The following is a 21,699-nucleotide window of genomic DNA, read 5'->3' on the forward strand; positions in this document are numbered from 1 at the left end:
GACCAATTGCCACTATACCATTCTTTTTATCCTGTATAAAAAATAACCTGAACAAATATACAGGAATGAAATACCCGTTTTTGTCAACGATATTGTTCAATCCTTACACTATCTTGTCGTGCCATCCGAATTCAATCCCAAACGGGCTTCAATCGGTAGTGCAGTCCATCCATTCAGAATGAGACGGGGGCCGAAAAAATAAAAGGGAGGTATAAACGGAAGCAAGTGAGATGAAAGCACTGTACAAACCAATTCCCGCGCTGGAGTTTCACTCCATCAGCGTGGACAAACAGGAAAACAAAGGATTTGAGTATCCATGGCATTACCACCCGGAATACGAACTCACGTACATCCTGTCGAGTCCGGGGGTGCGCTACGTCGGCAACAGCGTGGAGAATTTCTTCGAAGATGACCTGGTTTTGCTCGGCCCCAATTTGCCACATGCCTGGGTTAACAACGACGATCTGGGGCAATCGGCCAGCGCGGTGGTTATTTACTGGAAACAGGAGTTTCTGGAAAAGGGATTTCTGCAAACGAAGGAGTTCGAAGCCATCCACCATTTGCTCAAACTATCGCCAAAAGGCGTGAAGTTCAACACGGCTCTGGCGGTGGAATTACGATCCAGCTTCATCGAACTGGCCTCGCTCCCCCCTTTTGAAAAGCTGATGCATTTCGTCCAGATTCTGTATCGGCTTGCCACCACCAGCCAGCGTTCGTTTCTGTGCGAACAGGGCTTCGACCACGACCTGAACTACATTGATCACGAGCGGATTAACATCGTTTACCACTACATCAAAACCCATTATCAGCATAAGATAACGCTGGCGGATGTGGGCGAAAAGGTCAACATGAGCGGGGAGTATTTTTCGAGGTTTTTCAGCAAGATCATGAAACGCTCTTTTTTTGAATTTCTGAACGAATACAAAATCAACGTGGCCTGCCGCCTGCTCATCGAAACCGATCTGCAGATTGCCGAGGTGTGCTACGCTTCCGGGTATGAGAGCCTGACGTTCTTCTACCGCCAGTTCAAGAAATTCAAAAATTACCAGCCCGTCGAATACCGGTTGAATTACCGTAAATCGGCTGTACGCGCTTCCGACGTGAATGAAAAATAGGCTGTTAGACAGCCTATTTTCGATCAGGGTTAGGAGAATCAGAAGGAGCGACGCGCAAGCCGGATTTTACCAGAACCGCCAGTAAATGTAACACCAGGCGACGGCGTACAAACCAAACCAGAATTTCACCTGCTGCCACCAGGGGCGCACCTGCGTGCCTTCTTCCAGTTCGCGCAACCAGGAAAACCGCCACAGAAACGGCTTGTATTGTTCCGTCGTCGGGGGCGTGGTGTAGAGCGAAACCACCGCAATGAGCAGCATGGTCAGGGCCTGAGCCATCCCGGCGACGTACAGCCAGTTGATTTTACTATCCAACGCCCAGATCAGGAGCGCCAGGGCAATCTGGATCACCAAACCGCCGAGCATCCCGGCGACGGCACCAGCGTAGGTCGTGCGTTTCCAGAAAATGCCCATCAGCAGCACCGAAATAAACGGCGTCGCCATGTAGGTAACCCCGGTCTGGAAATATTTGAACATGCCCACGTTGGCCACAATCGGCGAAACAACGGCGGCAATCAGCAACGCTAGCCCGCCTGACACCTGCCCCGTTGTGATCAATTCCTTATCGCCGGCTTTTTTTCGCCAGAACCGGTGGTAGACATCCAGCGAAAAGATGGTGGCCACGGAATTGGTGAGCGCACTGACCGACGCCATGACGGCGGCAAAAAAACCGGCCAGAATGATGCCACGCAAACCGGACGGCGCAAAAACCGCCAGGGAGTACGGAAACGCCTGATCCTGCCTGTTGGGCAGCAAAGACGGCCCCTGGTGCATGACATCGAGCCAGTGATACACGATCAGACCCAGCAGACAGGTCACCAGCGGCCGAATGATGTTGATGAAACCGGCAAAAACCAGCCCCATCATGCCGTCCCATGTGCTCCGGGCCGACAAAATCCGCTGAACCATCACCTGGTTGGAGGATTGATAGAATAAAAAGACGCCGAAAGACGCCAGAATCAACCCCAAAAACGGAGCTTCCTCGTCGGTGGCCGGGCGGTAGAGGTGAAAACGATCCGGTGCCGCCAGCGTCATGGCTTCCCAGCCGCCGGGAATTTTGTCGAGGGCCACGAAGAACAGCAGCACCCCGCCCCCAATGAGCATCACGCACTGAATGGCATCCGTCCACATAACCGAACTGAGTCCGCCCAACAAGGTGTAGCTGGCCGTCAGAATCAGAATGCCGGCGAGCACGTACCACTGCGACCAACCGGTTAATTCACTGAGGGTTAAACTGCCGCCGTACAAGACCGGCGGCAGGAAAATGAAGACGTAGCCCACCAGAATCACACTGCTGTAGATGGCCCCGCAGGCCGGGCCGAAGCGCCGGTTGAGCAGTTCCGGCACCGTTACAATTTTGTTGCGCAGGTAGAGCGGGATGAAAAAAACCATCATCAGCGAATAGGTGGGCAGACACCACCATTCCCAGTTGGCGATGGCCAGACCGCCTTTGTAGGTCGCGCCGATGGTGCCGACAATCTGCTCGCTGGAAACGCTGGTGGACACAAAAGCCGCCCCGATGAGGTACCACGGCATGCGGCCCGAAGCCAGAAAATAACCTTCCGTTGTTCGAACCACTTTGCGGGCCGCCAGCAAGCCGACGACGACAACGACCAGGATTTCGGCGACAATAATGACAATATCGGTAAGCGTAAGGTGGAAGTTGTTCATGGGGAAGGTTGTAGGCATTCGTGTGAAAAAGCCCCGTCGGCCGGTTTTGAACCGAAACCGTCAGGGTAAAATCCGGCTCGTCAATCCGCGCTGGTAGGCATCGAGCCGCGTGAACCCTTCGGCGTAGCGACAACCGGCCGCCAACCCCCGGAACCGGGCCTGAATTTCGATCATGCCAAGCAAATCGGTGTTGGCCAGTTCCTGCATGGCAACCACCTGCGAGCGGTGGCAGGCCAGCATCCGCATTTTCAGCTCGAAAACCGCACTGATGTCCACGTATTCGGTGGGCAGAAAACCGATGCCGCCCAGGTTGTCCAGGTAATAAACCTGCGCCTGGCCAAACCGGCAGGCCGGGCGTTGCTGTCCGGGAATGTGGGGCAGGCCTTTCTGGAAATACGAATCGAAAACCAGTTGACCGACGTACCGGTGGTCGGGATGATAGTCGTTGGGCGAGTGGGTAAAAATCACGTCCGGATCGGCTTCCCGCAGAATGTCGATCATGATCCGTCGCTGCTCCAGGGTTGGGAAAACGTGTTCATCATCGATCCCGGCCCAGATCAGCCGGGCACCCAGCAGGTCGGCGGCTTCCCGCGTTTCCTGCTCCCGCATCACCGCCAGCTCGTCCGGTGGAATCTTCGCATCGCCCATGTTGCCGCTCGTAAACACGGCGATGGTGACGGTATGCCCCTGACTGGCGTACCGCGCCAGGGTACCCGCACAGAGAATTTCAGCATCGTCCGGATGGGCCGTTACGCAGAGAATATTCATCGGTTTTGCGCTCATCACAATACCCCGTGCCGGTCGAATACAGTCCGCAGGGAATCCCCGTTCAGCAGGTCGATCCGCGACTGGTTTTCCTTCGTAACTTTCTCATACGCCTGAGCCAGCACCTCGTCTTCCAGCCCCAGCGGAATGACCACGATGCCGTCGAAATCCGAAAAAATCAACTCGCCGGGATGCACCAGCACGTCGCCACACCGAACGGGGACATCGTAGGCCATGACGCGCCCCCGGCCCAGGCTGTCCAGCGGACGAATACCACCGTAAAATACCGGAAACTCCATTGCCATGATTTTGCGGCAGTCGCGGATCATGCTGTCGCAAATGCAGCCGGTGGCCCCGTTCCGTTTGGCGATGGTGCTCATCAACTCGCCCCAGGGCGCATTGGTTCCGGCCGGGTCGGTGGAATGCACCACCACATCGCCTTTGCCCAGCGCGTCCATCGCTTCAATTTCCAGGCCATACGGATCGTCCATTACGTAGTCGGTATCCATCCAGCGGAAGGTCCGGGCCCGTCCGACAATGACGCAGTGGTCCGGGTCCAGCGGCCGCAAGCGGTGGTGCATGGCCTGATTCCGATACCCCAGACCGTCGAGAACGTCACACACCACGGGGACATACAGATTTTCTTTTATCCAACTAAACCGTTCTTCATCGGAGGGAAAGTTTAGGGCAGTTTTCATAGCTAAGCTGATCATTTTCATTAGAGATTTACACAAAACCGTCGGACGGCCTGTTCGTTTATTTCGATTCCTAAACCTGGCCCCTGCGGAACGGGGATGTAGCCTTCGGCGTCCATCTGCACCGGATTCTGGATCACTTCCCGCAGCATGGGGTTATCACTCACATTGTATTCCAGAAAAAGCGCGCGCGGCAAGACGGCATTCACGTGCAGACTGGCCGCCGTGAGCAAATCCGTGAGCCAGGCATGCGGGCAAACGTCGATCCCGGCGTGTTCGGCTTCCCACATGATTTTGCGGACCTGCGTAAAGCCCCCGCAGCGCGACAAATCCGGCTGCACCACGTCGATACCGCCCCGGTTGATCAGATCGCGGAATCCCCAGGCGGTGGCTTCCTGCTCCCCGGCGGCCAGTCGGGTGCGAACCCCGGCGGCTTTCACCTTGGCGTAGCCCTCGTAGTTTTCGGGGTGCATGAAGTCTTCCAGCCAGAAGATGTTGTAGGGTTCCAGCGCCCGGCACAACTCGATGGCGTCGTAGGCCGACCGGTTTACCATCCAGCCCGGATCGATCATCAGTTCGACGTCGGATCCCAGCGTTTCGCGGGCTGCGGCCACCAGCGCAATGTCCAGCTTGCGGTTTTGCCCGAAAACACCCCAGCCAAATTTCACCGCCGTAAAGCCTTTCTCCAGGTAATAGTCGCAGGAACGCCGGATGTCATCGGGCGTAGGGCGGAAAAGCGTGGAGGCATAGGCCCGCACCCGGTCGCGACGCGCGCCCCCGAGAATTTTGTACACCGGTCGGCCAATGGCTTTCCCGATCAGGTCATGGCAGGCAATGTCGAACCCGGAAAGCACCTGCATCGCTACCCCGCGTCGGCCATAGTAAATGGAACCCCGGTAGATTTTGTCCCAGAGCCGCTCGACATCGAACGGGTCTTCGCCGATTACCAGCGCCCGGAGTCCTTCGAAAACGCCCGACCCGCTTTCGGGTGCGTTGACCACAGCTTCGCCGACGTGCGGGGCGGTTTCGACGTCCGACCAGCCCACCAGCCCTTCGTCCGTGCTGACTTTGAGCAGGAAACAGTGTTTGACGCCCCGCGCTTCCTCGCTGCCTTCCGGGGCCTGGTATTTGAAGGGCGATTCAAGAATGAAAGCCTCTACATTGGTTATTTTCATAGCGTTCAGTCAAATAGGATCAAAAACGAGAGCCACTTTCAAGGCCCGGTCATGCTGGTGACTCGCCAGATCAAAGGCTTTTTTCCAGTCTTCAAATCGGATTTCTTGGGTGATCACTTCGTGCAAAGCCAGCTCGGGATCACTTAGGCAGCGCAGGGCTTCGTCCAGGCGGTTTTCGTCGTTGCAGGCTCCCACAATTTCCAGTTCCGACAAATGCAGCGGAAAAAGATTGATTGGAACGGGTTGAAGCACGGCGCTAAAAATAACCAGCCGTCCGCGCGGCCGCAGCGCCGACAGGCAAACGCCCACCGCTTCCGCCGAACTGACCGCCAGAATCGCCACGTCCACCGACCGGGCTGGCGGAACCTCGACAATCTCAGCATCCGGTATGTGCCGCAACCGGAACGGCTCCCGACCCACCACCAGAACCCGGCTGGCTCCCGCCCGACGCGCCAGCCGCGCAATCATATTCCCGAAAGGGCCGTCGCCAACCACGAGTACCACCCGCCCCCGAACATCGCCCGCCCGCGCAACCGCCTGTAAACAAACGCATACCGGCTCCAGCAAGGCCCCCAGCGAAAACGATACGTCCGGCGGCAAAGCCCGAACCCGGTCGGCACGTTGCACGAAATAGTCGGCAAAACCGCCCTCGCGATCATAGCCCAGATGGCCCATGTTGGCGCAGAGGTGATCGAAGCCCCGGAGGCATTCTTCGCAATAACCGCAGGGAACCACCGGATGAGCCGCCACCCGGTTTCCGGGAACGAACTGCGTTACCGCCGAACCGCAGGCCACGACAATCCCGGCAGCTTCATGGCCGAGCACACGGGGCAAAATAATGTTAAACGGATTGGTCGCCAGATCGTGCAGATCCGACGTGCAGATCGTAGCCGCCTGGGTGCGGATCAACACCTCGTCCGGTTGGGGCGATGGAACGGGAAGCTCCGTTTTCACCAGTTCGCGGATGCCGCGCATTTGCAGCGCCTGCATGGTGGAAGGCCGGTTCATGGGCGGATGCGGGTCGCGGGATGCGGCAGACCGAGCAGACGCAGGGCATCGCGGTGAATAATCCCCTCCAGAACGTCCGACGGAATCGGTGGTAACCCGCTGTTTCCCAGAACTGCATTGATGCCGCGCACCCCGATCAGCGACGAACCCGTTGTCGTAAAGGGATAATCCGAACCGAACAGCACTTTCGCATCCGCCCGGTATTCCACCAGCAGACGCATCGAATTATAAAATTGCCAGGGGCGGTAATACAAGGCGGACAAATCGGCAAAAACGTTGGCGTGCCGCCGAATGACGGCAATGGTTTCGCCTTCCCACGGATGCCCCAGGTGCGCCATGATCATCCGCAAATCCGGAAAATCGACCGCAACCTGATCGAAATGAACCGGACGCGAATAGTCCAGCGGGGTACCGCCCACGAACGACGTTCCCGTATGAAAAAGGATGGGCAAACCGTGTTTGACGCAATACCGGTACAGCTCGTAGCACCGGGGATCGCCGGGATGGATGTTCTGGTAGAGCGGAGCCAGTTTGACGCCCACCGCCCCCAAATCCTGGTGGTCGCGTTCCAGTTGTTCCATAAAATCGGGCAAAACCGGGTCGATGGACGTAAAGAACAGCAGCCGTTCCGGGGCGCGGGCGACGTGGGCGGCCACCACTTCGTTGGGAATGTTCCAGTCGGTCTGGGAAGCCTGAAGGCCAAAAACAATGGCCACGTCGGCGTCGCGGGTGGTTTCGAGGTGCCGTTCGCCCACATCTCCCCAAACGGCGGCATCAACACCGCAACGGGCCATGTCGGCTTGTAGTTTGGGACCGAAGTCGGTTTCGGGACGAAAAAAATGCGTGTGAATATCAACAATCATGGTTTCTCAGTAAGCTCACGTAAACAAATTCCGGCCAACCGGCTCATTCCAGCGACCAGTAATGCACCGCCCAGGGCTCCAGTTTCACCGTCAATTTCTGGTTTCCCGGGTTGAGCTGAATGAACGGGTCCGGTCGGAGCCGGTGGTTTTCGTCATTGCCCGCTCCAGTGGCATCCAGAACAATGTGCCGCGTTCGCATCTTTTTCGGCAGATCATTCAGGCTCATTTCGACCTCGACGGTCTGGTCCGAAAAATTCCACAGCATCATATTGTGCATTTGCAGTTGGTCGTCCTGCGTCGCAAAACCGTGCACCTTGTCGCTCGACGAGCTGACTTTCAGCCGTTCGCCCGCCATGCGGGAAAGCAGTTTGAAGGTAAAATACGCCGGACGAAGCTGGTTCTGGTAATCGATCAGACCGCTGAACTGCGCCTGCCGGTTCCACCAGCGGGTCATGAAAGCCGCCCCCGACGGCGAGAATACCTTGGCAAAGGTGTCGTAGGAGACGTACCAGTCGCGAATCTGGTAGTAACACGACCAGTCCAGCCCGGCGTCTTTCATCTGCCAGATGGTTTCGGCTACGTAGCAGGGTTGGTAGCGGGGGTCCAGAATCGGGTTGAACAAGTCCACATTCCACTCGTCCATGATGGTTTCGGCCTTCAGATCCGGGTGTTTTTTCAGCAGATCCAGAACGTAGTCGATCTGCTTCCGGATCACCTGCGGACTGTTGTTGTAATGGTGCCAGGAAACAAAATGCAGCGGTAGTTTCTCTTTCGAACAGGCCTCGAGCAGAGCCGGCAAAATGGGCGACTTAAACCACGCCAAAGCCGGACCACCTACCTTGGCCGTGGGATCGGCGCGCAGGACAGCCGCCACCGTGTGCTTGTAATACCGGGCGTAACTCTCCGGTTTGAAGCGGTAGGGCGTTCCGCCGTCTTCGCCAATATCCACCTCATTGCCCACTTCCCAGTACTGAATCCCGGCCTTACGGTCGCGGTAATGTTTCACGACGTTGTAAACGAGTTCTTCCCACTGTTTGTAGTCCGTCGGTTCAACAATGTCCTGGTCGATTTTCGGAAAAAGCAGCTTCGGTTTAAAACACAGGCTCATCAACGGTTTGGCCCCCGTCAGCAGAACGGACGTCACCATGCTGTCGAGCGTTTTGAAATGGTAGGTGCCGGGTTTGGGCAACAGGTCGTAATATTCACTGACAAAAAGCCGAATGATGCCGGGGTGCAGCGCGCGAATTTCCGTGACGCGGCTGGCAATCATCGGTTCTTCGGAAAGACCGCCCTGCCCCAACGCCATCCGTTCCATGCGCATGGGGCCTTCTTTCTCGCCAAACCCCACACTGACCTGAACCGGTTGGGCCAGAAGCGGCACCGAAACGCTGACTAATATACTCAAAAGGAAGGCTTTAGGTCGCATGCAAGACGTATTTAGACGTAAGATAAAAAGTTTTTCATACCGTTGACTATTTGTATTGAACCGTCACCACATAAGAACCGGCAACCGGTTTTGGAATGCGAACCCACTCCTTTTTGACATCAAAATCGGTCCACGGTTTTCCGTTTACGAGCACGCTCCGCAGCGGTTTTTCCTGCGGATGCCGAAACCGGACGAGTAACTCCCCGGGCGGGTTGCGGTTCGATAATTCGATGCGGGCGGTAATCGAGCCGGTCGCGGTCTGGCTTTCCATCGTAAACGACAGCGGCCCAAAATAGGTCGGTGCGTTCCGAACCGCAATCCGTTTGCCCGCTTCCAGCCACGTCCGCGGAATGGCCTGCCCCAGCAAAAGCGTCTGGTTATCGCGTTCATTCAGCAACATATCCCGGTACAATTCAAACCAAGCCCCGTCGGTACTCGGCGGGCCGTAATATTGCCCCCACGCCCATCGGTGTTCGACCGGCGAAAGCTGGTTGTGCGAAAAACCGCAAGCCATCAGGCTGTAGAAAGCCCGAATGGCGGCCTTTGCTTCGTCGCGTCGCAGGTAAACCCGGGCCTGCTGAACGTAGACCGGCTCGTTGGCGGCCCCCTGATTTTTCAGAAACAGGTTGTCTTCGTGATCGTGCAGCATCGCGGTGCTCAGCCAGCCGCGCGGATCGACTGCCTCCAGCCGGGCCAGGTGCAGCGGGCCGCAATCCACGTCGGTCGGATACCATTGTTCCATCATCCGGCGTGGCGTCATGGCGTCGGTCGGCACAAAATTGTTCCAGCTTCCGTCTGCCAGTTGTACCACCGCCGACTGCACGCTGCTCCGCGCAAACGCCCGTTCCACGTCCTGCTTCATCTTCGCGGCCACCTGACGCACTTCGCTTGCCCGCGGATGACCGTAGACGGCCAGGGCCTGGCTGAAGCGTTCCAGTCCGGCCACGAAGTAAGCCTGTGTAAAGGCCCATTCCCGTTCAGCGTGGGTCAAATCATTCAAAGGACCGCGAATCAGGCCGTTAGCACCGCTGCCGGTTCCGGCTTTGGCCACCTGCGCGAGACACCAGTCCAGCGTTTTGAGCGATTGGGGCAGCAGGACGTCAAACCGCTTGCGGTCCCGGGAGAGCAGATAGTTCTGAGCAATGGCGTATAATTGCCCCGGCGAATAAACGCCCCAGTTGGCAAAACCGCCAATCCGTCCGTCGGGCTGCTGCTGACTCTGGAACATCGCGGCCATCTCGTCGTCGGCCACCTGCCAATGCCCCCGCAACCCGTAGAGCATATAGTCCACGTAAACCGCCTGGTTGATGGGCCAGTCGGCGTTGGTTTGGCCGTAAGCCGTGTTGGCGTAGGGCAAATCCATGTGCGGCTGTCCTTTTTCGTTCAGTCGGTGCCGGGGCAGAATGAGCGCATGCCACAAATTGGCCCGAAACAGGTTGTTCACCGCCGGTTCCGGCACCTCGAACGACGCACCCTGACGGAGCCAGTTTTCCCAATAGTTCACGATGAACGTCCGGGACGCGGCAAAATCGACGGCTTTGAGTTTTGGATAATCGGCCTCCGCGACCGCCGGAGAGGGCAGTTTGGCCAGCAGTTCCCGAGTTTCGCCAGCAGCCACTTCGCCGGTACACGTGATTTCGACCGCCGGGTTGGCATTCGCCGTTGACGGTTTATTGATCTGAACCGAAAACCCGGGGCCGGTTTCCAGCATCAGCCAGATCCGGTTGGTTCCCGGCTCCACAACGACCCAGTCGTCGCCCTTCTTTTGGGCTTCCAATAGGCGGTTTTTCGCTTCACTCGTGAGCCGGAAACCGACTGAAACCGGACCGGTTTTGCCCGATAGCCGAACGCGGGTAAGCATCACGCCCGGTAGTTCACCCCGACCGATGACCGGGAGTGTGGTAATCGGCGCGGCAAACTGCTCGATTGCAGCCTGCTGACTCTCGCGCTCCAGTTGGGTCACACAGATCGGCAAACCGTTTACAATCGTCTGGGATTTCCACTGGCTATCGGGCCACAGGAGGTCCAGCCGGAATTTGTGGGGCGAAGCGAAATCGGGCCGTACGTTGGCCCAGCGATCGATGGCAAATTTGTAGAGCGATCCGTGTGCGGGCGCCGTCACCAGCAAATGCCCCCGGGTTCCCAGGTACTTGGTTTGCCAGGAAACATCCCACTGGTTGGGATTTCCGAAATCCTCCCAGCTTTTTTTGAATTGCTCCAGGGAAGCGTCGGGAGTTTTTGCCACCTGATCGAGCGTTCGCTGACCGGTCAGCGAAGCCAGATGCTGCTTAAAATCGACCGGTTTATCGGCCAGCGTGAGGTAAACATCGTGTTCCGGCAACCACATGGCACCGTGCCGCAGGAGCTGCTCGAGGGCCACGGAAAAGCCTTCCGTACCGTTTTCGGCCAGTTGAACGGTCAGCACAGGCGCATCGGGTTGCTGCCAGGAGTCGTCCTTCAGCCGGGAGGCCTGGCCGGGTGAACCGTTGGCCATTAAATAGCCCCACATCGCGTCGTTGTTGATCGTATGCTGGTCTTTGTGGGACGCCAGTTTGCGGGGAGTTGCCGTGGGTTTCGGCCAGCTTAGATTCACCAGCAGGACATCCACATCGCCCGCGCCGGTATTCAGAACGGATTTGAGAGCCGCCCGGTCGTTTTTTTCGAGGTTCGCGCCCGTCGGGACGGACACCTGCAAGCCCGGTGAGCGGCCCTGCAGTTGAACCGACTGAATCGTCCGCTGCGGGGACCGGTGACCAAAGGAAATCTGCACTTTTGCCTGTTGCAACGGGCTGGTCTGCGCGGGTGCAGCCGGGCCGCAAAAAGAACCGGTCAGCCAGACCGTTGAAAAGCAAAACCAACGACGTATTTTCGTAAAACCGTGCATAATGAATCGGAATAACCCCCGGCTGAATGGAAACCCGCTCAGCCGGGGTGGTAACGTACTCAATAATTGGGATTCTGCGTCAATTTCGAATTTTTATCGATCGCTGACTGCGGAATGGGCAGGACATAATTCTTTTCCGGGAAAAACACTTTGGCCCCTCCGGCTGCCGGAATGACGGTATAGACCGGTTTTCCGCCCACCATGTCAATTTTCATAGCGTGGACCGTTCCGTTCAATACTTTTTCGGCCAGCTTCAGCCGCATTAGGTCGGGCAGGCGTTTGTCTTCAAAAGCCAGCTCGACCCGGCGTTCGCGGTGAATGGCCACCCGCATCTGCGCGGGGGTCATGCCGGGCGTTAAGGGCGGTAGTTCGGAACGGGCCCGCACCAGATTGACGGCACTGTAAACCGATTCGTCGGCCCCAACGGCTTCGTTCTGCGCTTCGGCATACCCCAGTAACACCTCTGCATACCGGAAGAGAATGAAATTGGCCCCGTTCAGGTTGTTGTTGACGCTGGCGTATTTCGTGTTCATGCCTTTTCGCAGGTAATACCCGGTTTTGGTCGATACACTGCTGTTGTTCAAATCCGTCGCATTCAGGCTGCCCACGCCCTGTTTCATGATCATCAGATCGCCCAGCCAGGTCGAACCGTCGTAGACAATCGACTGATAAAAACGTTTTTCGCGGTTCACGTAGGGGTTTTGCGGATCGTAGCCGGAACCGGGTGCCGTGATGGGCAGACCGTTGGCCATGGCATATTCATCCACGATGTCCTGCGTCGGATCGACATGCCCAAAACCGGTCAGGGTGCCATACACAAAGCGGGGGCCGAGATACGACTCCCGGTAGTTGGCCAGCGCGGTTCCGCCCAGGTGCTGCCGGTCGAAGATCACCTCCACATTGTTGTTATTTTCCTCAAAAAACAAGGTGTTGTAGTCCGGAAACAGGCTGTATGCTTTCAGATCCATCACTTTTTTGTAGGTGGCAGCCGCCACTGCCCATTTGGCTTTGTCGTTGGTGGCATTTTTCAGCGGACTGGCGTTAAACAACTCGGTCCACGCCTTTAAGGTCAGGGCAGCGCCTTTGGTGGCCCGGCCCGCTTCGGCCGTGACGGGCAAATCCTCCGCACTGGCCGCGCACTCATCGGCGATGAACTTATAGGTTTCTTCCGAGGTATTGCGGGGCCGGAAAATGGCGTCGCCCTGCGTACTTTGGTTCAGCACATCGGTGATAATCGGTACTCCGCCGTGCGATACCCACAACAGCGAATAATAATAGGCCCGCAAAAACCGGGCTTCCCCCAGCCGCTGTTTTTTCCACGCATCCGGCAAGGCCGACGCCGTTACTTTGGCAATGAACAGGTTCGCTTTCCGGATCTGAACGTACAGCGCCCACCGGTTGGGGGCATTGCTGGGCGTATAAATCGACGCCCCGTACAGGATGGCGCTCGTCCGGCCAGCCTGCCCATTCAGGGAATTGTCGGAATAGTTTTCCCAGGGATCACCGGAGTCCATGGTCGGAACACCGGCATACACATCGTGCAAAAACAGATCGGCGTTGGCGGTGCTGCTCCATAGAGTTCCGTCGGATACCTGATCGCGGGGTTCTACTTCCAGAAAATCCTGGCAGGAAGAAATGCCCAGAACGAGGCAGAGCAAAGCGACGATGCGGGTTCGTCTTTTGATAAATAAATTGTTCATAATCAGTCTCGTTTGAATCATTAAAAGGTCACATTCAGGCCAACTGAGAATACTTTTTGCTGCGGATACGACCAGGGACCGTTGGGCTGCCAGGAGTTGTTCGGACCGATTTCCGGGTCATAATTCACCAGTTTGGTCCACGTCAGCAGATTTTGACCGGAAACGTAAACCCGTACGTTCTGAATTTTCATCTTCTGCGTCACCGACGAAGGCAGACTGTAGGCCAGTGTCGCATTTTTCAGACGCAGGTAGCTTGCATCGCCCACCCAGAAAGAAGAAATCTGCGAATTGTTGACCGTCGGTGAGGACGTCAGCCGGGGGTTTTTCGCATCCGGATTTTCGGGGGTCCAGTAGTCAAAATTCTGAACGTAAGGCAGCATCGTATCCCAGAAGGGCATCACGGACGAGGGCTGATAATACCAGTTGGTTCTGGCCGTTCCCTGAAACAGCAGGTCCAGCGTGAAGCCTTTGTAGCGGACGTTGGGCGAGAGGCCGTAAATAATGCGCGGGGTAGCCGCCGGATCACCGATGGCGGTCAAATCGTTGTCATTGATCTTTCCGTCGCCGTTCAGGTCGGCATACCGGATGTCGCCCGGTTGCACTTTTCCCCACGGCTGGACGGCAATCCCCGGTTTCAGATTCCCGGCTTCGTCAAAATCACTCACCTGAAAATAGCCCAGGTCCTGAAAGCCAAACTGCGTGCCCAGCGAACGGCCGGTCAGCTGGCGGTTGGGATTGTTGGCAGTCACCGGCGACTCGAAAACCTGGAGCAGTTTGTTCTTGGCGTACGTAAAATTGCCTCCGAGTGACACCTGAAGGTCGTTCGAAAACCGGTAATTGGTCGCGAACGACAGGTCGATTCCGCGGTTGTCCATGATCCCGGCGTTCACCTGACTCAAAGCGACCCCGTATTCGGCCGGCACCACCACATCGGGATTGACCAGCATATTCGAGCGTTTTTCGTAGAAATAATCGGCCTCGAACGTAAACCGCCCCTTCCATAAGGTCGCTTCCAGCCCAATATCGGTTTTCTTCGCCCGCTCCCAGGTGATGTTCGGATTGGATTCGGCCCGCTCCCGGATGCCCTGAACGGCGTTTTTGCCGATGACGTAGTTAGTCCCCAACACGCTGTAGGTGCTCAGGTACTGAAACGCACTTCCGGCCAGCGCGCCCACTTCGCCGTAGGAACCCCGGAGTTTCAGGTTGTCGAGCCAGGAGACCTGGTTTTTCAGGAACGGTTCTTCCGACAGCCGCCAGCCGAGCGAAAAGGCGGGGAAAAAACCGTACCGTTTGTCGGACGCAAAAAAGTAGCTGCCGTCGTAGCGGCCACTGGCTTCCACGAGGTATTTATCAGCATAATCGTAGGTCACGCGATACACCAGACCCATCTGCCGGGCCGAACTCGAAATGCCCGCGGTAGACATGTCCGCCTGGCTGGAACTGCCCATGTTGATTTCGTCCACCAGCAGATTAAAGTTCCGGCGGCTGGCACTCAGGCTGGCCAGGTCGTTGGATTTGGCTTCAAAAATACCCAGCGCGCCAATCGTACTTTTCCCGAATGAGCGGCTGTAGTTCAACCCTGCCTGATAGGTAATCTGCTGAATCTGGTCGAGTCCCTGACTGAGCGACGGTTTAGCCTGACCAAAAACACCATCTTTGATCACATACGGCCTTTTTGTGGTATCAATCGACGCTTTCTGAACCGGCAAAGTCCACGTTTTACTCACAATGGTCGTGGGGTCGTAGGCAATCGTTCCTTTGAATTTTAAGCCGGGAATGAACGGAATGTCCTGCTCGATCGACAACTGGGAATACAGGGCCGAAGTGTTGGTTTTCTGGTAACCGCTGTTGAAAAGACTGCCCGTGACGAAGGTTCCATACATGCCATTGCTGTATTGCAGCGGGCCGTAGAGCGGGTGTAGATAGCCGATTAGTTCGAAAATCCGGCCTGTGGCAATCGAAGGATATTTGCCCTGTTGTACCCAGCCGTTCAGGTTCATCGAAATCTTGGTGGTTCGGGTGGCCTGCGCGTCCAGGTTGATGGCCACATTGTAGCGGTTCTGGCCCGTCGCGTCCCACATCCCGTCCTGATGCTGATACCCCAGACTGGCGTAATACCGTGCTTTGTCGGTGCCGCCCGACAGTTCCAAGTTGTGGGACGTCAGGAGGGAATTTTTGTTGATCAGCGAACCCCAGATGTCTTTAAACGTGGGATACGCATCGGGATCCGAACCGTCCTGGTATTTCTGCAGGGCGTAATTGGAAAACGGAATCGGCAGTCCTTCGTTTTTGGCGGCCGCATTCCGCAGCAGCGCGTATTGGTACGAAGTGACATAGTCCGGCAAAACCGTCGGGTTCTGAAAACCCACGTAGCCATTATACGTCAGCGACGGTGCCCCGGTTTTTCCGCGTTTGGTCGTAATCAGGATTACGCCGTTGGCACCGGCCACGCCGTAGGGCGCCACGGCCGCGGCATCTTTCAAGACCGTAAACGACTCGATGGTGTTGGGGTCAAGTTGCTGAAAACTGCGCGGAATGTTGTCGACAATCAGCAGTGGCTGGTTGTTGCCGGTGGACGAAACGCCCCGGATGAAGATGTTCGAGCCGTCGCGGCCTGGTTCACCAGAGCCTTGCTTGACAATGACGCCCGACAACCGGCCACCCAGCCCGTTGCTCAGGTTGGTGATGGGAATCGACGCCACTTCTTTGCCTTTCAGCGTCGATACGGCCGCCGTAACCGACGTTTTCTTCTGCACCCCGTAGCCGACCACGACCACTTCGTTGAGCGATTTGGTATCGGCGTTCAGGGCAATGTCCAGTACGGTAGTGCTGCCGACGAGGATTTCCTGGCTTTCGTAGCCCAGAAAACTGACCACCAGCACGGTTTTGTCGTCGGGAACGACGATGGAGTACAGGCCTTTTTCATCCGTGGTGGTTCCGCGCTGCGAGCCTTTGATGAGGATGCTCACGCCGGGCAGCAGTTCGTTTTTCTCGGCATCGACTACTTTCCCTTTTACGGTGAAATCGACCAGCCGCGATGCCGACGGGCCTGCCGGAACCCGGACACCCGCATCGGCGGCCAATGCTGACCCGGCGAAGCCCGTCGCCACCAGAAACTGGAGACCGCTTAGAACCAGGAATACCCAGGGGCTACTCTGTAATGCTTTTTTCATAGTCTGGAGTCATTATTTTTTGTTAAAAAGTAGGGAGTACGTGGCAGTCTGATGGCGGCAAAATCAAAAACCACCCCTAACACGGATCTGTGGGAGCCGTGTACTCATTTTTCCAAAAAATAATTTTGATTCCGGGAGTTGAAAGGATGTTGGCGGGCGGGGTTGGCTAGCCCAGTGCTATTGTTTCCTACATACACAAAACCGAGCCAACCTGCTGCTTACCGCCCCAGCAATTTCCGGAACGGTTTCAGAAGCAGCCCGCCGATCCGTCGGAATCGTGATGCGCATCGAATCGCTGTGGGTGGTAAAAAACAGAACGAAAAACGAGACTCTGTCCACGGGAGATTCATGCTGTAATTTTCGGTAGCTTGTGAGGTTGTTACGGCCAACTAATTATTTTTATTGGTCGGTTTATTCAGGATATTTGCCCCGGCAAACGTCCGGCGTTATCTTGCGCGATGTTCGACGAAAATACCATCCAAAATCTTCTCTGGCTTCTCATCGTTCTGCCCTTTCTGAGCGGCACCCTGAGCCTGTTGGCGGGTCGGCGAATGAATTCCAGGGCTGGTGGTGTAGCTGCAGCGCTGACGCTGATCGGACTGGTCCTGTCGGTCGTCGTAGCCACCCAAACCGGCACCCATGTCCTGACCTTCCACACGGACTGGCTTCTGATTCCGGGTCGGGCGGTTCCCATCACTTTCCGGCTCGACGCGCTCACCTGGCTGATGCTGATCATTGTTCATTTCATCGCACTGCTGGTCCAGATTTACTCCATTTCCTACCTGCACGACGAGCGCGACCGGTACCGGTATTTCGGGTTTCTGAGTCTCTTCATCGGTTCCATGCTCGGCATCGTTCTGGCGGGCAATCTGATTGTTCTGTACGCTTTCTGGGAACTGGTCGGCCTGTCGTCGTATCTGCTCATCGGTTTCTGGTTCCAAAAACCGGCTGCGGCTGCGGCCGCTAAAAAGGCATTTATCATGAACCGCATCGGCGATGCGGGGTTTCTCCTCGGCATTTTTCTGTTGCTTTTTCAATCAGGAACCACCGAACTGACCGAACTCTCCGATCTATTTGTGTCCAACGGGCCGCTGGCGACGCTGACCGGTTTTTGCCTCTTTTGCGGTTGTATTGGCAAGTCGGCCCAGTTTCCGCTCACCACCTGGCTCCCCGACGCGATGGAAGGGCCAACGCCGGTTTCGGCCCTGATCCATGCCGCCACGATGGTGGCTGCCGGTATTTTTCTGCTCGCCCGCATCCACTTTTTATTGACGCCCGACGCCCTGCTGATCATTACCGGTATCGGCACGATTACCATGCTGATGGCGGCTTATTCGGCTCTCTATCAAACCGATATTAAAAAAGTACTGGCCTATTCCACCGTCTCGCAACTCGGCCTGATGGTGATCGGGATGGGAACCAGCAACGTAACCGGAGCGCTTTTTCACCTGACGACGCACGCGTTTTTTAAAGCCGGGCTGTTTCTGGCGGCCGGGTCGGTCATTCACGGCGTTCATACGCAGGACATGCGGCAGATGGGCGGTTTACGCAAAGCGATGCCCCTCACCTTTGTCGGTTGGGCGGTTTGTGCGGCTGCGCTGGCCGGCATTCCCTTTTTCTCCGGTTTTTTATCGAAAGAAACCATTCTCACCGGTGCGTTCGGCTGGGCGGGTGCACAGGGCGGTTTGGCCTACAGCATCCCCGTGCTGGCAGTTTTGTCGTCCGGACTAACGGCCTGTTACATGGCCCGGCAAGGTCAGCTGGTGTTCTTTGGAAGTTATCGGCCGGCTGACCCCGTGGGTAGTGCGCCCGTTCACGAATCCGGCCCGATGCTCACCGCGCCCGTTCTATTGCTGGCGGTTTTATCCATCGGTTTTGTGTTTTCCGGAAACCCGTTCTCGGCGGAACAGAGCTGGTTTTTCCGGTTATTTCCCGCCGTCGGCGATCACGGGGGCCATCTGTGGATTGCGCTGCTTTCCATTTCAGTGGTTGTGGTTGGTGGGTGGCTGGGCTGGCGAATGCCGGTTTCGACCCAATCCACTTCCCTGAGTCGTTTGTCGGAACACAACTGGTACCTCGACGGCTTCTACAAACGGCTGATTGTTCGGCCTTTCGTTCGGCTGGCGTATCTTTCATACGGTTTCGACCGCCGGGTCATCGACAAGCTGGTTGACTTCGCCGGTATTGGCACTGTCGTGCTGGCACACATGATCGGCTGGGCCGATCGTATGATTGTTGATGGACTCGTCAACGGGGCGTCGTGGCTGGCCCATCGGCTGGGCAACCTGACGCGATCCGTGCAAAACGGCCGGGTGCAATCCTACATTGCCAGCGCGGTGGTAGGTTTATTAGTCATTCTCTGGTTTTTGATCTAGTCGGCACCCGCTTGGGCGGTTTCCGGCAAACTATTATGCTGTCATCACTCCTATTCATTCCTTTGCTCGGTTCGCTGCTCGTGGTTCTTTTGCCCGACAGCCGAAAAAACGTCTACAAGTGGATTACCCTGGTTGCCTGTAGCCTGGAACTGCTGGTCTGCGGAGCGGTTTATGCCGTTTTCGACCCCGCGCAGGCCGACTACCAACTCCTCGAACGCTTCGACTGGATCAGCCTGCCGCTGGGGTCGCTCGGCGTTGTTTCCATTGATTATCTGGTTGGTATCGATGGCATTAGCCTGCCGCTGGTTTTGCTGACGGGCGCGGTCATGCTCGTCGGTGCCCTCTCCTCCTGGACCATCGATAAGCGCTTAAAAGCCTACCACGCCCTGTATCTCTTGCTGACGGCCACCATCATCGGCTGCTTTATTGCCCTCGATTTTTTCCTGTTTTTCCTCTTCTTCGAATTCATGCTGCTGCCGATGTATTTTCTCATCGGATTGTGGGGTGGACCACGCCGGGAATATGCCTCCATCAAGTTTTTTCTCTACACGCTGGCGGGTTCGGTGCTGATTCTGCTGGTGATGATCAGCCTGTATCTGTCGGTCATGGACCCGGTCGAAACCGCCATCAACATCGGTCTGATTGGCGACCGGTCGGAAATCACCGACGACATCATGCGTCAGGTCCAGTTTCTGCTGGCCGACTACAAAATCCAGTCGCAGCAACTGGTGCATACCTTCGACCTGCGCTACATGGCCCACGGCGGCAATTACCTGCCCGACTCGTTTCTGGGGCCAACCGGCGAAATCGTCATCTTCGGCCTTCCGTCGCGGATGCTGGCTTTCCTCTGCGTTTTTCTGGGATTTGCCATCAAACTGCCCGTTGTGCCTTTTCACACCTGGCTCCCCGACGCCCACGTGGAAGCGCCAACGCCGGTTTCGGTCGTGCTGGCGGGGGTGCTGCTCAAGATCGGTGGCTACGGTTTTCTGCGAATCGGCTGGGGGCTGTTTCCCGACGGAGCCGCCGAGTATGCCCTGCTGCTGGCCGGTTTAGGCGTTATTTCGATTGTCTACGGCGGTTTTAATGCGCTGGCGCAGAGTGATCTCAAGAAAATGATTGCCTACTCGTCCGTGTCCCACATGGGTTTTGTGCTTCTCGGCATAGCTTCCCTAACCTCCGAAGGCGTCAACGGCGCCGTCTACCAAATGGCAAGCCACGGCGTGTTGTCGGCCATGCTGTTTTTGCTCACCGGCGTTCTCTACGACCGCACCCACGACCGGCGCATCGATAGCTACCGGGGTCTGGCCAGCACCATGCCCGCTTACACGGCCCTAACCGCCATTGCGTTTTTTGCCTCCCTGGGGCTACCCGGTTTTTCCGGTTTCGTGGGCGAACTCTTTACACTGATGGGGAGTTTTCAATCGCTTTGGCTGCCCGGCTGGATGACGGCCGTTGCCACACTGGGCATCATTCTGGCGGCTGCGTATTTTCTCTGGACGCTCCAGCGCATGTTTTTCGGACCACTCTGGTCGCGCACCGAATTCACCGGCCAGCTTACGGACCTCACAGCCCGCGAGCGGCTCATGCTGATTCCGCTGGCGGTTTTGGCACTGCTGCTCGGTTTGTTCCCCAATCTGTTGTTCAATCTGTCCAACGCCACCGTTGCGCAGTGGATTCAGCGGTTCAGCGTAGAATAGGTAACAGGAACACGGATTGAACGGATCAAAACTAATTTATTCGTAAAAATCCATTCAATCGCGTCCCGGTCGTTCCTGTCAAAAAAATCACCCGCTTCTGTGGCTAAAAGTTTGTATACTTACTTGCGGTAAGCTGACTTGACTAACGGTTTACCGGCGACGACCCTAAACTCACCGCAGAAACGATGTTTTTCTTCATTCTTGGCATACTGGCCCTCATCGTCGGTTTTGCCGTCAATACCCCTTCACTGGCCTTCGCCCGGTTTTCCCGGCCGCTGAAAGTAGTCGGCACGATTCTGGTTAGCATCGGTTTTCTTTCTTCCTCGGTTCGTCAGATCGACGCCGGAACGGTGGGCGTTCAGAGTTTATTCGGGAGCGTGCAGGAGCGCGTGCTGGAAAGCGGCCTGAGTTTTGTCAATCCGCTGGTCAGCATTACTGAATTCGACATCAAAACGCAAAACTACACGATGTCAGCGGTGCATGACGAAGGCAACAACGAGGGCGACGATGCCATTCGGGTTCTGGCCGCCGATGGGCTGGAAGTAGTAATCGATCTGACGGTTCTGTACCGTGTTATTCCATCGGAATCCCCCCAGATTTACCGCAGCATCGGTACGGATTATACCAATAAAGTGGTTCGGCCCATTACCCGTACCCGCATTCGTGACAATGCCGTGTATTACGATGCGGTGGCACTCTATTCCACCAAACGGGATGAATTTCAGACCCGGATTTACAAAACCATCGAAGCTGATTTCCGGAAAAGGGGGTTGCTGCTCGAACAATTGCTGATTCGAAACATCAACCTGCCCGCATCCGTAAAAACCACCATCGAGTCGAAAATCAATGCCGAACAGGATGCCCAGAAAATGCAGTTTGTCCTGCAAAAAGAACGCCAGGAAGCGGAGCGAAAACGCGTTGAAGCACAGGGGATTGCCGATTACCAGAAAATCCTGTCAACCGGCTTGTCTGACCGCCAGTTGCAATATGAACAAATCAAAGCCCAGCGCGAACTGGCCGCTTCGCCCAATGCCAAAATTATCGTTCTGGGCGGACGCGGAAATGTGCCGCTGATTCTGAATGATAAATAACCGGCTTGCCTCCGAAAAACTGCTTTTCAGCAGCAATAGCCCATTCCAAACCCCAAGCAGT

Annotated in this window: 14 protein-coding genes; 4 read left to right on the plus strand and 10 right to left on the minus strand. The window is 56.3% G+C overall.

Annotated features, from left to right (window positions below; translation table 11 throughout):
* The first annotated feature begins 230 nt into the window (after positions 1-230).
* On the plus strand, positions 231-1,115 hold the full coding sequence (locus F0P93_RS27510; protein ID WP_150880987.1) for an AraC family transcriptional regulator: 885 nt from the start codon (positions 231-233) through the stop codon (positions 1,113-1,115).
* A gap of 66 nt (positions 1,116-1,181) precedes the next feature.
* Here F0P93_RS27510 and F0P93_RS27515 read toward each other — a convergent pair whose 3' ends face one another.
* The 10 genes from F0P93_RS27515 to F0P93_RS27560 all read right to left on the minus strand — a co-directional run bounded on the left by F0P93_RS27515 (position 1,182) and on the right by F0P93_RS27560 (position 16,475).
* Complete coding sequence (locus F0P93_RS27515; protein WP_191908936.1) at positions 1,182-2,786, minus strand: SLC5 family protein; 1,605 nt, start codon at positions 2,784-2,786, stop codon at positions 1,182-1,184.
* Positions 2,787-2,846: 60 nt separating this feature from the next.
* The gene (locus F0P93_RS27520) at positions 2,847-3,554 is read right to left on the minus strand and encodes a PIG-L deacetylase family protein (RefSeq protein ID WP_191908937.1); all 708 of its coding nucleotides are present in this window, start codon (positions 3,552-3,554) and stop codon (positions 2,847-2,849) included.
* Between the two features lie 14 nt (positions 3,555-3,568).
* Positions 3,569-4,249 (minus strand): RraA family protein, encoded by a 681-nt coding sequence (locus F0P93_RS27525; RefSeq protein ID WP_150880993.1) that lies wholly within the window; start codon positions 4,247-4,249, stop codon positions 3,569-3,571.
* 20 nt (positions 4,250-4,269) lie between these two features.
* The gene (locus tag F0P93_RS27530; protein WP_150880995.1) at positions 4,270-5,421 is read right to left on the minus strand and encodes a mandelate racemase/muconate lactonizing enzyme family protein; all 1,152 of its coding nucleotides are present in this window, start codon (positions 5,419-5,421) and stop codon (positions 4,270-4,272) included.
* 9 nt (positions 5,422-5,430) lie between these two features.
* A complete protein-coding gene (locus F0P93_RS27535; RefSeq protein ID WP_150880996.1) occupies positions 5,431-6,429 on the minus strand; it encodes a zinc-dependent alcohol dehydrogenase in 999 nt (332 codons plus the stop codon).
* Positions 6,426-7,292, minus strand: coding sequence for an amidohydrolase family protein (locus F0P93_RS27540; protein ID WP_150880998.1), 867 nt, complete (start codon positions 7,290-7,292; stop codon positions 6,426-6,428). The genes F0P93_RS27535 and F0P93_RS27540 overlap by 4 nt, the downstream gene beginning before the upstream one ends.
* A 43-nt stretch (positions 7,293-7,335) precedes the next feature.
* Positions 7,336-8,697: a GH39 family glycosyl hydrolase gene (locus tag F0P93_RS27545; RefSeq protein WP_225309671.1), complete on the minus strand. Its 1,362-nt coding sequence runs from the start codon at positions 8,695-8,697 to the stop codon at positions 7,336-7,338.
* A gap of 67 nt (positions 8,698-8,764) precedes the next feature.
* The gene (locus F0P93_RS27550; protein WP_150881002.1) at positions 8,765-11,602 is read right to left on the minus strand and encodes a hypothetical protein; all 2,838 of its coding nucleotides are present in this window, start codon (positions 11,600-11,602) and stop codon (positions 8,765-8,767) included.
* Between the two features lie 59 nt (positions 11,603-11,661).
* Complete coding sequence (locus F0P93_RS27555) at positions 11,662-13,302, minus strand: RagB/SusD family nutrient uptake outer membrane protein (protein ID WP_191908938.1); 1,641 nt, start codon at positions 13,300-13,302, stop codon at positions 11,662-11,664.
* 20 nt (positions 13,303-13,322) lie between these two features.
* Positions 13,323-16,475 (minus strand): SusC/RagA family TonB-linked outer membrane protein, encoded by a 3,153-nt coding sequence (locus F0P93_RS27560; protein WP_150881005.1) that lies wholly within the window; start codon positions 16,473-16,475, stop codon positions 13,323-13,325.
* A 458-nt stretch (positions 16,476-16,933) separates the two neighbouring features.
* Here F0P93_RS27560 and nuoL point away from each other — a divergent pair, with 458 nt between their 5' ends.
* The 3 genes from nuoL to F0P93_RS27575 all read left to right on the plus strand — a co-directional run bounded on the left by nuoL (position 16,934) and on the right by F0P93_RS27575 (position 21,638).
* On the plus strand, positions 16,934-18,850 hold the full coding sequence (nuoL, locus tag F0P93_RS27565; RefSeq protein ID WP_150881007.1) for an NADH-quinone oxidoreductase subunit L: 1,917 nt from the start codon (positions 16,934-16,936) through the stop codon (positions 18,848-18,850).
* Positions 18,851-18,885: 35 nt separating this feature from the next.
* Complete coding sequence (locus tag F0P93_RS27570) at positions 18,886-20,547, plus strand: complex I subunit 4 family protein (RefSeq protein ID WP_374756786.1); 1,662 nt, start codon at positions 18,886-18,888, stop codon at positions 20,545-20,547.
* Positions 20,548-20,732: 185 nt separating this feature from the next.
* Complete coding sequence (locus F0P93_RS27575) at positions 20,733-21,638, plus strand: prohibitin family protein (RefSeq protein WP_150881009.1); 906 nt, start codon at positions 20,733-20,735, stop codon at positions 21,636-21,638.
* Positions 21,639-21,699 lie beyond the last annotated feature (61 nt).

This window comes from Larkinella humicola (assembly GCF_008727875.1).
Taxonomy (GTDB): Bacteria; Bacteroidota; Bacteroidia; order Cytophagales; family Spirosomataceae; genus Larkinella; species Larkinella humicola.